We start from the raw sequence: 13,698 nt of genomic DNA on the forward strand, positions 1-13,698 counted from the left end.
TGAAAGCGCTTACTATAAGGGCTTATTTAGCATTTGGCTCCAATTCGAGCAATATTTACGGAAGCAGGCAAAATTCGACAAAACTTTTCAGAAAATTTTTATTAAATTCAATTGTAAAAGCTAAACTTGGATTTTATGATAAGAACATAGCGGAAATTAGCATGAATTCTTGCTTTAGCGAACAAACTATATTTCTAAACGATAGAGGAGTGATGGTGTGGCCAATGAATCAACGTTAGAACACGATATATATTTATTTCATGAAGGAAATCTCCGGTATAGCTACCGGCTTCTTGGAGCCCACCCGGATGTTAAGGACGGAGTAGAAGGTATTCGTTTTGCAGTCTGGGCGCCCAATGCTGTACAAGTAAGCGTGGTAGGTATATTTAATGAATGGGACGGAAGACAGAATCCTATGGAGAAAGTGAACGATAATGGAATATGGATGGCCTTTATTCCGAACCTTGAAAAAGGGACGATTTACAAATATGAAATTTTGACGGCTCATGGACATCTTCGTTTAAAAGCTGATCCTTACGCTTTTTCCAGCGAATTGCGCCCCGATACAGCTTCTGTTGTCTATCCTCTCGATAACTATACATGGAATGACAGTGAATGGATGCAGGAACGAAAAGCTCAAAATATCTATGAATCTCCTGTATCCATCTATGAGCTGCATTTAGGATCGTGGAAATATATCGAACCTGAAGTATTCTACAATTATCGTGAATACGCAGATATGGTGATTCCTTATGTTAAAGATCTCGGCTATACCCATATCGAACTCCTTCCCATAATGGAACATCCTTTTGATCGTTCCTGGGGCTATCAGACCACTGGTTACTTTGGTGTGACCTCACGCTACGGATCACCGGATGATTTCAAATATTTCGTCGATCAGTGTCACCAGAATGGGCTCGGAGTCATTCTGGACTGGGTACCTGGACACTTTTGTAAAGACGAACACGGCTTAAGGCGTTTTGACGGAGAGGCCCTCTATGAATATCAGAACCCGAGTAAAGCTGAAAAGACCCAATGGGGCACATTAACCTTTGATTTTGGCAGAAGTGAAGTACACAGCTTCTTGATATCCAATGCGATTTACTGGCTGAAGGAATATCACTTGGATGGCCTGCGGGTCGATGCCGTAGCAAGCATGCTGTATTTAGACTTTGGAAAGAACGAAGGAGAATGGGAACTGAATGAATATGGAGGCCGTGAAAACATCGAAGCGGTTTCTTTCATTAAGAAGATGAATGAGGCTGTATTTGAAGAAGTTCCAGATACCCTCATGATGGCAGAAGAATCGACCTCTTGGCCATTAGTCAGTGCTCCGACCTATATCGGGGGGCTCGGCTTTAACTATAAATGGAATATGGGCTGGATGAATGACATGCTCAAATATATGGAAACAGACCCGATTCATCGTAAGTACCACCATAATCTCATTACATTCTCATTGTTCTATGCTTTCTCAGAAAATTTCGTATTACCGATTTCCCATGATGAAGTTGTTCATGGTAAGAAATCGTTATTAAATAAGATGCCGGGTGATTACTGGCAGAAATTTGCAAACTTAAGAGCTTTCTTAGGGTACATGTATGCCCACCCTGGTAAGAAGTTATTATTCATGGGAGGTGAATTTGGTCAGTTCGATGAATGGAAAGACCTTGAAGATCTTGATTGGGAGCTCCTGGAGTATGACTCTCATGCTGCCACCCAAAATTACATGAAAGAGCTTCACCAACTCTATCTGGATTCGGCTCCTTTGTGGGAGCTCGATCACAAAGAGGAAGGGTTCTCCTGGATTGATGCCCAGAATTACGATCAAAGCATTGTATCATTTGCAAGGAACAGCCGTACATCAAACGATCAATTAATTGTGGTATGTAACTTCACTCCTCAGGTTTACCACGATTACAAAGTAGGAGTACCAAAACATGGCTCATACAAAGAAATTTTCTCGAGTGATTCGGAACGCTTCGGAGGTTCAGGGCAGGTCAATGGAGGGCCGCTCGGAACAATTCCTGAACCCTGGCAGGGTCAGGATCAGCATATCACCATGACCATTCCACCGCTCGGTGTGAGCTTCTTGAAGAGAACTTCAGTATCCAAGGAGGAAAATCATGAAAAATAAAGAATGTGTAGCTATGCTGTTAGCTGGAGGACAAGGAACAAGATTAAAATCACTTACCAAAAAGATTGCCAAGCCTGCGGTCTATTTTGGTGGGAAATACAGAATCATCGATTTTCCTTTAAGTAACTGCACCAACTCAAGGATTGATACAGTCGGGGTGCTGACTCAGTATGAGCCTCTTGTTTTAAATGACTATATTGGTATTGGAGCACCATGGGATCTCGACCGTAAATATGGTGGAGTATCCGTTCTTCCTCCGTTTATGCAGGCAGAAGGAGGAGGCTGGTATGAAGGAACAGCCAACGCCATTTACAGAAACCTGGAATTCCTGAATCAATACGATCCGGAGCATGTGCTCGTTCTTTCAGGTGACCATATTTATAAAATGGATTACAGTGATATGCTCGATTATCACGAAGCTTCCGGCGCTGACGCCACCATTTCCGTCCTGGAAGTGCCATGGGAAGATGCCAGCCGTTTCGGCATTATGAACACAGAAGAAAATGGAAGAATTGATGAATTTGATGAAAAACCTGAATTTCCGAAGAGTAACCTGGCCTCTATGGGCGTATATATTTTCCGCTGGGACGTGCTGAAGCAGTATTTGATCGAAGATGCGGAAAAAGAAGATTCCTCCCATGACTTCGGGAAAGATATTATACCGGCTCTTCTTAAAGATGAGAAGAAGTTAATGGCTTATACCTTTGACGGTTACTGGAAGGATGTTGGTACCGTTGACAGTTTGTGGGAAGCCAATATGGATTTACTTCAACCTAAACCGGAACTTAATTTGAATGATCATACATGGAGAATCTATTCCAAAAATCCAAATCAGCCTCCGCAGTATATAGCACCTTCTGCCACAGTCAGGAACGCCCTGATTAACGAGGGCTGCCGCATATATGGAACGATTGATACTTCGGTTATCTTTTATGGGGTACATGTGGACGAATCCTCCATTGTTAAGGATTCCGTCATCATGCCTGATGTAAAGATCGGTAAAAATGTAAAAATTAATCGCGCTATCATTGCAAAAGGAAGCGTAATCGAGGATGGAGCAGTTATTGGTGATCCTGCCCCGGACAGTGAAATTACGCTAGTAGCAGAAGAAGGCAGCGTCATGGCATCAAGCTATGCAGCTAATAGTTAAGAGGAGGATTCTATGGATCAAATAGCAGGAATTATAAACTTGGATCATGAACAGGATTTATTGGATGAACTAACCTACTTCCGGTGTGGAGCTGCGGTTCCATTTGCCGGACGTTACCGAATGATTGACTTTACGATTTCCAACATGACGAATTCGCGCATTGAGTCTGTTGCTGTATTCGCCCGTCGCAAGTACAGATCTCTTATGGACCACCTCGAACAGGGCAAAGCCTGGGATCTCGACCGTAAGCGCGGAGGTCTTTTCATTCTTCCGCCGGACTGGAATGATCCAACGGATATTTCCAGAGGAGATCTGCAGCATTTTCATAACAATATAGATTTCCTAAGGCGTACACTTGCTGACTATATTCTAGTCTCAGGTTCCCAGCACATTTGCAACATTAACTTCCAGGATGTGCTTAAGGAGCATAAAGATGTAAATGCTGATGTTACCGTTATTTATACAAAAGTAGATGAGCTTTATCCGGAGCACCAAATGGCTCATAAACTGGATGTAGATGAAGAAGGCCGGGTAACGTCCATTAACAATGATCAAGGGAATACCAATGTTTATATGGATATGTATCTTATCAAAAAAGATTATTTGTATGAATTAGTGGAAGAGTGTATTGCCCATGGCTGCTCGCACTTCTTCCTTGATGGCATTAAAGCCAAGATTCCGGATCTTCATGTCCATGCTTTTGAATATGAGGGCGTTCACGCGCTGGTAAATTCGGTAGAAAGCTATTATCGTGCCAGCACGAAGCTGCTTGACGTTGAGGAGCGGGACGAACTATTTAGAGATGATGCGCCTGTTCTGACAAAGGTTAAGAATGAAGCACCGGCTAAGTATGCCACTTCTTCTAACGTAAATAATACGTTAGTAGCCAACGGTTGTATTATTGAAGGCCATGTGGAAGACAGTATTCTGTTCCGTGGCGTTAAAGTGGGTGAAGGGGCCGTCATTAAAAACTCGATTATTATGCAGCGTTGTGAAATTGAAAGTAATGCGGTCCTGGAAAATGTCATTCTTGATAAAGATTGCAGCATTTCCGAGAGCCGTACATTAATTGGCGCCCCGGAGAAACCATTTGTTTTACCTAAACGAAAAACCATGTAAAAGTTTATAAAAAGGGCTGTCTGAACCAATTCATTCTGACAGCCCTTTTTCATCATCTTTGCACGTCTATCGGCCATAATAAGTGAGGTAGTGAACACATAAAGGAGTGAACCACAATGAATGTATTAATGATTGGATCGGAATGCACACCATTTATAAAAACGGGGGGACTGGCGGATGTATTAGGATCTCTTCCTCAATCCCTGAGAGAACAAGGGACTGACGTTAGAGTCGTACTCCCGAAGTATGAGAATATGGACGACCATTGGAAAATGCAGTTGACGCATTTGGATGAATTGAATGTTCAAATGGGCTGGCGGAACCAATATGCAGGAGTTGAATATATAGAATACGAAGGTGTACCTGTTTATTTTATTGATAATGAATACTATTTTAAACGTTCAAACTTGTATGGATATGATGACGAGGCTGAACGATTTGTCTTTTTCAATCGCGCCATTATGGAAATGGTAAATGCGCTGGACTGGCGTCCTGACGTGCTGCACTGCCACGACTGGCAAAGCGGGCTGATTCCTGCCTTGTTACATACCCACTATAAGGATGTGGAAAAGTTTCAGGGGATGAAGACGGTCTTTACCATCCATAACCTGAAATATCAGGGGATTTTTGCTCGTTCCGTAGCTCATGACTTAATGGACTACGATGAGAATATGGTAACAGAAGACACGTTCGAATTTTACGGTGACGTCAATTTTATGAAGGGCGCACTGAATTTCGCAGATTTTATTACAACCGTTAGTGAAACTTATGCAAAAGAGATTCAAACGCCTTATTTCGGGGAAAACCTAGACGGAGTATTAAGAAAGCGTTCCAATGAATTGGTCGGTATAGTCAATGGAATTAATGAACAAAATTATAACCCTATGAATGACGAAGCTCTTGCTTTTCCTTTCCGCACTTCATTGATTCAAAAAGCACTGAACAAAGTGTGGCTTCAGGAGCAATTAGGATTACCGGCAAGAGAAGATGTACCTATGATTGGCATCGTTTCCAGATTGGTCGAACAAAAAGGATTCGACCTCATTGGTCACGTCATTGACGATCTTCTATCCGAAGAGGATGTACAAATCGTATTACTGGGTACAGGTGAAGAGCAGTATGAGCAGATGTTTCAATGGGCGCAGGACCGCCACCCTGACAAAATGTCTGCCAATATTACATTTTCGGAACCTCTTTCCCGTCAGATTTATGCGGCAAGCGACATGTTCTTAATGCCGTCAAGATTTGAGCCGTGCGGTATCGGGCAGTTAATCGCATTACGTTATCTGACAGCCCCTATTGTGCGGGAAACAGGCGGTTTAGCTGATACGGTTCATCCTTTTGTAGAAGATACGGGAGAAGGAAACGGCTTTACCTTTGAGAATTACAACGCACACGACATGCTTTATACGATCAGAAGAGCCATCGAAATCTATCATGACCCTGTTTCTTGGGAGAAGTTAGTCAATAATATTAGCAAGAGCAAGTTCACATGGGAGACCTCTGCTAATGAGTACATGGATTTATATAAATCTATGATCCAGTAGCAGGCGGGATGAGAGGAGACGATAAGGTGACTTTAATGTTCAGCGATAAAGAAGAGTTTAAGGAAGCGTTCAAAGCAAAGCTTGAGACAAAACTTGGGAAAAAGGCGGAAGAAGCAACAGAGAGCGATGCTTACAAAGCCTTAGGTGCGTTGGTTCAGGAACGAATCAGCAGAAACTGGGTTAAAACCAATCAGGATTACAGGACGAATAAGAATAAGCAGGTCTATTACTTTTCTATGGAATTTTTAATGGGACGCCTGCTCGGAAATAATTTGCTTAACCTGAAGATGTTATCTCTGGTAGAAGAAGGACTGGACGATTTAGGCTTGAATCTGAACAATCTTGAGGAGAAGGAGCACGATGCAGGGCTTGGAAATGGCGGATTAGGCCGTTTGGCAGCTTGTTTCTTAGATTCACTGGCCTCCTTGGAATTGGCTGGGCATGGATATGGGATCCGATACAGATATGGAATGTTCGAGCAGCACATTATTGACGGCCAGCAGGTTGAACTTCCCGATCACTGGCTCTCCCAGGACTTTATATGGGAAGTCCGCCGCCCTGAAGAAGCAGTTGAAGTCCGGTTTGGCGGTAATGTGGAAGCGGTAAAAAATGAATCGGGTTCCCTTCACTTCGAATATAAAAATTATGAACAGGTTCAGGCTGTTCCTTATGATGTTCCAATTGCTGGCTATAACAATGATACCGTCAATACACTGAGGTTATGGTCGGCGGAGCCGATCGTAGAGAATACATTAAGAAAAGCCGAAATCGAAAATAATTCTGCTTCCTTTTTAGATTATAAGCGGGAGCTTGAGTCTATATCTTCCTTCCTGTACCCGGATGATTCAACGGATGAAGGAAAAAGGCTGCGACTGAAGCAGGAATACTTCCTGGTGTCTGCAGGGGTTCAGTCTGTCATACGCTCGTTTGAACGTCTGGATCTGCCTTGGACGTCTTTCCCGGATAAAGCTGCTCTTCATATCAACGATACACACCCTGCTCTAGTCATTCCGGAATTAATGCGCATTTTAATGGACGAAAAAGGGTTAGGATGGGAAGAAGCCTGGGATCTTACGCAATCATCTGTTTCTTATACCAACCATACAACACTCAGTGAAGCCCTGGAGTCATGGCCTGTAGATATGGTCCGCTCTCTTTTACCCCGCATCTTTATGATTATTGATGAGATTAATGAGCGTTTCTGCCAGGATTTATGGCGTACGTACCCTGGAGATTTTGACAGGATTGCCGACCTTGCCATAGTGGCGGACGGTCAGGTGAAAATGGCTCATTTATCTATTGTGGGCAGTCATAGTGTGAACGGAGTCGCGAAGCTCCACACGGAAATATTAAAGAAAAGGGAAATGAAGCGGTTTTACGACACGTTTCCTGAACGCTTTAATAATAAAACGAACGGAATTACTCATAGAAGATGGCTGATGCATGCCAATAAACCGTTGACTTCTGCTATCACTGAAGCGATTGGCGACAGCTGGATTGAGCAGCCCAAACGGTTAGAAGATCTGCTGAATAAACAGGAAGACACCGCCTTCCTAGATCGTTTACATGATATTAAACAGCAAAACAAACAAAATCTGGTTGACTGGGTACAAGAGACTCAAGGGATCGCCGTTGATCCGGCCTCGATATTTGACGTCCACATTAAAAGGCTTCATGGCTATAAACGCCAGCTGCTGAACGCACTCCACATTATGCATTTGTACAATGAGATTAAATCCGATCCTACGTTGGATATTGTACCTAGAACCTTTTTCTTTGGAGCAAAGGCAGCATCGAGCTACCATTTTGCGAAAAAGGTGATTCAGCTGATTAATCGTATCGCGCATGTCGTCAATAACGACCGCGACGTGAAAGATAAAATTAAAGTAGTCTTTTTACCCAATTATTCTGTATCGATTGCTGAGCGCGTCATTCCAGCCAGTAATGTGAGTGAACAGATTTCTACGGCCAGTAAGGAAGCTTCCGGAACAGGAAACATGAAGTTCATGATGAACGGAGCGTTAACGGTGGGAACCATGGATGGAGCGAATGTGGAAATCCATGATCTGGTCGGAGACGATAATATTTACACGTTCGGAATGAGTTCGGAAGAGGTATTAGAGTATTACCGGAATGGAAACTATTCCTCTAGAGAAATTTATGAAAATGACTCAAGAGTAAGACACACCTTAGACCAGCTGGTGCACTATAGTCCTTTTTCTAAGGGAGAAACGGACTTCCAGGAAATCTATGATGCCCTGCTTACCTACAACGATGAGTTCTTTGTACTAAAAGATTTTGCCAGCTATCTCTTTACTCAGCAGAAAGTGAGCCGCGACTTTCTGAAGGAGCGGGAATGGAATAGAAAGAGTCTGATTAACATTGCAAAATCCGGGAAGTTCTCCAGTGATCGAACGATCCAGGAGTATGCTCGTGACATTTGGCAGATTCAGCGCACACGAATGTTAAAGTGAGGTCTTAGGGGGAGTTTATGTGAAACACAGGGACATTTATCATAATAGTTTTGACTTAGTCTACAGAGAACCTTTTGGTGCTGCGCCAAAAGGTTCCAAAGTATCATTATCCATTGATATTCATAATCGGTTTGAAGTGTCGCATGTTATCCTTCATTACATTCTTGATAAAACCGATACAGAAAAAACGAAAAAGATGGATCTGTACAGCGAGGAGCATCAGTTCGACTCGTATGAAACGTCGATTACGATGCCGGATGAACCTCAGTTAATCTGGTACTTTTTTGAGATTATACTTACGGATCACACCTTGTTTTACGGTCGAGAGAACATCTTTGAAAGCGGAGAAGGAACCATATATGACCATGTTCCGCCTTCCTGGCAGATCACGGTTTATAATCCCGAGTACAAGACACCTGACTGGTGGAAAAACGCTACGATGTATCAAATCTTCCCGGACCGATTCTTTGCGGGAGGAGAAATAGATCCCAAAAAGGCTCCAAAGACAAGCTTAATTCACGCTCATTGGGAAAATGACCCTTTCTATATTAGAAACGAGCGAGGAGAGGTTGTACGCTGGGACTTTTTCGGAGGGAACTTGCAGGGAATTCAGGAAAAGTTAGACTACATTGCTTCTCTTGGGGTTACCGTTATCTATTTGAATCCGATTTTTGAAGCCGAAAGTAACCACCGGTATGACACGGGGGATTATCATAAAATCGATCCGCTGCTCGGTACCAAAGAGGAATTTGAGCAGTTAATTAAGGAAGCCGCTGACCGGGGCATCGAAATTATGCTAGACGGTGTTTTCAGTCATACAGGCAGTAACAGTATATATTTTAATAGAGAAAATCAATACGACTCTCTAGGAGCCTATCAGTCGAAAGAATCACCATATTACACCTGGTACACGTTTCATCACTATCCGGATGACTATGATGCCTGGTGGGGAGTGGGGACACTTCCAACGCTGAATAAAGAAAACGAAGACTATCAAAGCTTTCTTGTCGATGACGAGAACAGTGTCATCCAATCCTGGCAAAGGTCTGGAGTAAACCATTGGCGGCTGGACGTAGCAGATGAGCTGACGGATGACTTGATTAAAAAGCTTTACCAGCAGTTGAAGAAAGAGGATAAATCGAGCGTACTTTTAGGGGAAGTATGGGAAGATGCTTCGAATAAAAGTTCTTATGGAAACCGCAGAGATTATTTTCTTGGAGGCGTGCTGGACTCGGTGATGAACTACCCGCTTCGTAGAATTATGCTCGACTTTATGAAAGGCGAGGTAGATGCGTTCTTTGTGAACCGTCGGCTGACCACGCTCAACGAACACTATCCACAGCAATATTTTTATGCCTTAATGAACATGCTTTCGAGTCATGATGTGGAGCGGATTATCACGATGCTGCACGACTATCTGCCGGCCGATATGGAGGAGGAGCACCGGGTAAACATTAACCGGGCGCAGGTAAAAGGCCTGAGTTTATGGCTGTATTCATTTCCTGGAATTCCTTCTCTCTATTACGGAGATGAAGCCGGAGTGCACGGGGGAGCTGACCCGGACAACCGTAAGCCTTATCCATGGGGCAACGAGGAGCAGGATTTATTAAACTGGTATAAACAAATTGGAAAGTGGCGCAAAGAGCACCCTGTGCTGCGTACCGGTCACTGGAAACCGCATGATTTGCATGAAGATCTATTCGGCTTTGAAAGATGGATTGACAATGGAGTGGATGCCTTTGGACATGAGGCGCATGATGAACATATGGTCTATCTATTTAACCGGAATATTACAGAGAAGCGAACCGCCCATATTCCGATCCGCAAAGGAAAATGGCAGGCGCTGCAAAACAAAAAACGTATATTCAGTTCAAAGAAAGGAAATCTTTCTATTGAATTAAATCCCAGCGAATGTATTCTGCTGAGATTTATGCAGTAAAAGAGGAGTGTATACGATGGGTTTTTTTGATGAACTAATGGGAAATGCAAGTGAAGCAAATATCGAAAAGCTGGAGGAACAGCTGGATGATATTCTAGTAGACTATGAAGAAATTGAAAGTGGCTTTAAAGTACTTCGGGACTTATTTGTTTTTACGGATAGACGCTTACTGCTTGTAGATAAGCAGGGGATGACAGGGAAGAAAGTGGAATACCACTCCATCCCCTATAAGAGTATTACGCACTTCAGTGTAGAAACGGCTGGAAGTTTTGATTTAGATTCCGAATTAAAGATCTGGATTTCAGGATCCAGTGAACCGATCGGGAAGCTTTTCAAAAAGAACAGTCCAATTGAAGGTGTACAGAAAACGTTAGCCTCTCACGTTCTTTAATAAATGTTTCACGTGAAACAATTTCCTCTGGCCGGTACATATGTACCGGCTTTTTCATTTGGCAGGTACAGAGGCATGGTAGAGGAACCTTTTCAACTAATACCTGGATGATTTTTCCTCTTTATGGTGGTTTATTTGTTTTACCGCTTCTTGAAAAACCTTGAATTTTCCTGCAATATAGAAAGAAAGACTTATATAATTGAAAGCGTTATCATATCGAGGAGGATATTGGTGTGAACCTTAATTTGACCCAGACTCAGACCGTTGGATTAGTAATGACCCCGGAGATACGTCAAGCCATTTCCTTACTGCAGTACTCTACCACCGATTTGTGGGAATATTTAGAGGAGCAGGCTTTAGAAAACCCCGTTCTTACCATAGATGAAATACCGTCTAACCATAACCGTACAGGTGGTAAAGTCAATAAAAGCATGACTTCTAACCCTGTGGAATACTTTGCGGCTCACGATAAAGGGTGGAGAGAGAAACTGGTAGATCAAGTAAATTGGCTGGAATCAGGAGAAGAATTAAAAGAAATCAGCCGTTTTTTACTGCTCAATTTAGATGAACAGGGCTATCTTCGAATATCAATGGAAGAAATTATGCGTCATCTATCCTTTTCGAGGGAGAAAATAGAGCAGGCTCTTAAGCTGATCAAGGAGTTAGAACCCAGTGGTTTAGGATGCTTTACGATGCAGGAATATCTTCTATACCAATTAAACAAGAAGTATCCGGAAGATCAGTGGATGTATGATGTAGTTTCTAATCATCTGAACGACCTCGCGGAGAGGCGATGGAGCAAGGTCGCGAAACACACTGGTGTTTCTACCGCCCGGATCCAGAGTGTTTTTGCTGTACTAAAAACGCTGCAGCCCCATCCATTGACCGGTATTTACGGAGAGACCACCTCCTATTTAACTCCGGATTTAATGGTAAGGAAAGAACAGGGTGCGTTTAAACTGACCTATATCCCGTCGATTGCTTCTTCGGTCAGAATGGATCCATCCATCGCTGATTTATCCGTTGGCTCCCCTCAAGCTCAACCTTATGTAGATAATTGTTACAAACAAGCCTCCTGGCTGATCAGAAGCTTGGAACAAAGAAAAGAAACTATCATGAAAGTGGCTGAAGTCATCATTGAAAAACAGACCACTTTTTTAGAAGGCGGAGCTCTACGGCCTATGACGCTTAGGGAAGTCGCAGAGAAAATTAAGATGCACGAGTCAACCGTGAGCCGTGCCGTAGCTAATAAAGCGATTCAAACTCCAGGAGGTGTGTACGAGCTTAAATTTTTCTTTAGTTCTGCACTCAGCAAAGATCAAGAAGAGGCTGTATCGGCAAGTCACGTCAAATTAATCATCAAAGGTATTATTGATAAAGAAGATAAAAAACGGCCGGTGTCCGATCAGAAATTGGCGGATCAACTTAAAAATGAAAGCGAGATCACGATTTCCAGGCGAACCGTGGCTAAATACCGAGAAGCGATGGGGATTCTGTCTTCTTCCAAAAGGAAAGAGTAACTCCTTCTTCTAATCTTCCATTTTTACCCTTACCCTGCATTTATAAGGTTAATAATCTTCCAGAAAGGGGAAAGGATACTAAAAGGATGGTTAGACAGGAGGATTATTTTTTTATGAAAAAGTTAGTCAGTTACGTAAAAGAACTCGTCCATGAGTTTCAAAAAGATAATATTCCAATTCTCGGTGCTGCCCAGGCTTATTATTACCTGCTCGCCATAGTCCCTATGATTATTTTACTGCTCTCGATTCTTCCTTATATGAACATAGAAGCAGAAACCGCCATTAATGCGCTGGGTAAGGTCATCCCTAGTGACACGGCAGAAGTATTCCGGGAAAATATTATTAGTATTGTTGAGCAGCCTAAAGGCGGGCTCTTAACGGTTGGTATTCTTGGTACGTTGTGGTCGGCTTCCAATGGAGTGAACGCGTTTATTCAGTCAGCGAACCAGGCTTACAATGTTGATGAAACTCGTTCTTTTATTAAAGTAAGGTTGTTATCCATTGTATTAACGCTTGGTATGATTTTAGCTATTGTAGTGGCACTCGTTCTTCCTGTTTTCGGCGATGTATTAATCAATTTTATTAATAATGCGGTTAACTTGCCTGAACAGACGGTTATTCTCTTTCAGTTATTGAGATGGGTAATTAGTGTATTAGTTATTGGAGCCATTCTAATGGCTTTATATCATTTCGCCCCAAACAAAAACATACCATTTAAGCATATTCTTCCTGGAGCCATTATTACGGCTGCGTTATGGCAGATTATCTCTCTTGCGTTTTCTTTCTATGTTAGTAATTTCGCCAACTATTCAGCTACGTATGGAAGTCTCGGAGGGATTATTATCTTAATGCTGTGGTTCTTCCTGACCGGTATTATATTGATGGTCGGTGCTGAAATTAATGTTATTTATCACCGCCGCCGCGATGATCGCAACCGCAGAGCCGCATAACTCAAAGAAGACCAGTTCACCCAAAGGAACTGGTCTTTTTTGTTGGTCTTGTTAATTTTAAGGTTGATACTACGTAAGAAGCTTATTAAACAATAAAGCGGGATTGCGAAAGACTCAGTTTCGAGATATTGGGTAGAGAAAGGGGCTCCAGGGAACGGCTCGCTTTCCGGCCCTGCACGACGCAGGGTCGTTCGACGTTGCCACAGGACGTGGCGATCTTAGTCGAACTTCTTATATGTGCTGAGCTTCCTCGGTCTTAACAGCCCTGCGGGATCTCACCGATCATGTTCATCCCGCAGGAGTCTTCGCCGTTCCCTTCCACCCTTTGAGATTATTGAGAGCACAAAATCCTTGCATAAACGCCTTCCAATGAACAAGGATCATCTATAATCTACTTTGATTTTTACTGTTTGTTTACGTGTATGAACCCTTTTATAGAAGCATTTAAGACAGATAAAGCTTGGCTCCTGT

At 42.8% G+C, this 13,698-nt stretch carries 9 protein-coding genes; all 9 read left to right on the plus strand.

All coding sequences use genetic code 11. From position 1 onward, the window contains the following. Window positions 1–217: 217 nt before the first annotated feature. The 9 genes from glgB (at window position 218) to LCM11_RS16265 (ending at window position 13,227) form a co-directional block, all read left to right on the plus strand. Window positions 218–2,137 (plus strand): 1,4-alpha-glucan branching protein GlgB, encoded by a 1,920-nt coding sequence (glgB, locus tag LCM11_RS16225; protein ID WP_224895332.1) that lies wholly within the window; start codon window positions 218–220, stop codon window positions 2,135–2,137. Then, window positions 2,127–3,287 carry a glucose-1-phosphate adenylyltransferase gene (locus LCM11_RS16230; protein WP_263622654.1) on the plus strand — a complete coding sequence of 387 codons (1,161 nt, stop codon included), beginning with the start codon at window positions 2,127–2,129 and terminating at the stop codon, window positions 3,285–3,287. The genes glgB and LCM11_RS16230 overlap by 11 nt, the downstream gene beginning before the upstream one ends. Window positions 3,288–3,299: 12 nt before the next feature. Continuing rightward, a complete protein-coding gene (gene glgD / locus LCM11_RS16235; RefSeq protein WP_224895333.1) occupies window positions 3,300–4,406 on the plus strand; it encodes a glucose-1-phosphate adenylyltransferase subunit GlgD in 1,107 nt (368 codons plus the stop codon). Between the two features lie 116 nt (window positions 4,407–4,522). Further along, on the plus strand, window positions 4,523–5,953 hold the full coding sequence (gene glgA, locus LCM11_RS16240) for a glycogen synthase GlgA (protein WP_224895334.1): 1,431 nt from the start codon (window positions 4,523–4,525) through the stop codon (window positions 5,951–5,953). 35 nt (window positions 5,954–5,988) lie between these two features. Further along, window positions 5,989–8,427: a glycogen/starch/alpha-glucan phosphorylase gene (locus tag LCM11_RS16245; protein ID WP_224895446.1), complete on the plus strand. Its 2,439-nt coding sequence runs from the start codon at window positions 5,989–5,991 to the stop codon at window positions 8,425–8,427. A 19-nt stretch (window positions 8,428–8,446) separates the two neighbouring features. Next, the gene (locus LCM11_RS16250; RefSeq protein WP_224895335.1) at window positions 8,447–10,366 is read left to right on the plus strand and encodes a glycoside hydrolase family 13 protein; all 1,920 of its coding nucleotides are present in this window, start codon (window positions 8,447–8,449) and stop codon (window positions 10,364–10,366) included. A gap of 16 nt (window positions 10,367–10,382) precedes the next feature. Continuing rightward, complete coding sequence (locus LCM11_RS16255; protein ID WP_089753301.1) at window positions 10,383–10,757, plus strand: PH domain-containing protein; 375 nt, start codon at window positions 10,383–10,385, stop codon at window positions 10,755–10,757. Between the two features lie 233 nt (window positions 10,758–10,990). After that, window positions 10,991–12,277: an RNA polymerase factor sigma-54 gene (rpoN, locus tag LCM11_RS16260; RefSeq protein ID WP_224895336.1), complete on the plus strand. Its 1,287-nt coding sequence runs from the start codon at window positions 10,991–10,993 to the stop codon at window positions 12,275–12,277. A 113-nt stretch (window positions 12,278–12,390) separates the two neighbouring features. Then, entirely contained in the window at window positions 12,391–13,227 is an 837-nt protein-coding gene (locus tag LCM11_RS16265) for a YihY/virulence factor BrkB family protein (protein WP_224895337.1), read from the plus strand. Window positions 13,228–13,698: the final 471 nt, after the last annotated feature.

It is taken from the genome of Halobacillus halophilus (genome assembly GCF_020171985.1).
GTDB lineage: Bacteria > Bacillota > Bacilli > Bacillales > Halobacillaceae > Halobacillus > Halobacillus halophilus_A.

Bases quoted from the DNA above. Each gene is read 5' to 3' on its own strand.
- glgD (WP_224895333.1), top strand. From the start codon at position 3,300: ATGGATCAAATAGCAGGAATTATAAACTTGGATCATGAACAGGATTTA.
- LCM11_RS16265 (WP_224895337.1), top strand. From the start codon at position 12,391: ATGAAAAAGTTAGTCAGTTACGTAAAAGAACTCGTCCATGAGTTTCAA.
- glgA (WP_224895334.1), top strand. From the start codon at position 4,523: ATGAATGTATTAATGATTGGATCGGAATGCACACCATTTATAAAAACG.
- LCM11_RS16255 (WP_089753301.1), top strand. From the start codon at position 10,383: ATGGGTTTTTTTGATGAACTAATGGGAAATGCAAGTGAAGCAAATATC.
- LCM11_RS16245 (WP_224895446.1), top strand. From the start codon at position 5,989: ATGTTCAGCGATAAAGAAGAGTTTAAGGAAGCGTTCAAAGCAAAGCTT.
- LCM11_RS16230 (WP_263622654.1), top strand. From the start codon at position 2,127: ATGAAAAATAAAGAATGTGTAGCTATGCTGTTAGCTGGAGGACAAGGA.